The sequence below is a fragment of the Actinomyces sp. HMSC065F12 genome (genome assembly GCF_001814535.1).
Lineage (GTDB): Bacteria > Actinomycetota > Actinomycetes > Actinomycetales > Actinomycetaceae > Pauljensenia > Pauljensenia radingae_A.
This window is the reverse complement of the sequence record NZ_KV816992.1, coordinates 1-600: the sequence shown is the minus strand read 5'-3', so window position 1 is coordinate 600 and position 600 is coordinate 1. Positions and strand designations below refer to the sequence as shown.

The 600-nt window shown below is 56.7% G+C and carries 1 pseudogene; it reads left to right on the top strand.

Going from position 1 to position 600, the window contains the following annotated elements:
- A pseudogene (locus HMPREF2975_RS12565) lies at nucleotides 1–600 on the top strand (prevent-host-death protein); the annotation flags it as partial.

The following is a 600-nucleotide window of genomic DNA, read 5'->3' as shown; positions in this document are numbered from 1 at the left end:
GCTGACCCGATCGGTTCGCTGATCGCGATGGGTGCCGGATGGGTGCTTGAGCATGTTCACCCTTTGGATCAGTGGCTCGATGAGTTCACTGGCGATGCGGATCAGGTTGCGGCCTATGCTCAGACGTGGGGCAACATTAACACTCAGCTGTCCGCGTGCTCCCAGCAGTTGGCCGGGTATACGCGCTCTGACCTGTCATCTATGAGCGGGCAAACCATCAGCGCGATCACCGTCTTGGAAGCCGACCTGGGTAAGCTGATTGAGCAGGCAGGCAAGTGGGCCAGCGCGATGGGGCAGGCTCTTAACGTTGCTGCCACGCTTGTTCAGATTGTTCACGACCTGGTGCGTGATGCTCTATCTGAAATCATCGGCAAGTTCGCATCTGCCATTATCGAAGCGGTTGCCACCGCTGGGCTGGGTATTCCCGCAATCGCGGCGCAAATATCCACCAGTGTTGCCACGATGACATCCAGGATCAGCACAACTGTTCACAAGGTCATTGATTCAGTCAAGAATCTCAAGGGACTGCTCGGCAAGCTCACCGAGTTGTTCAGGAAGTTCTCTGACACCCTCAACAGGCTCCTCCGCAAAGGCGCAGAC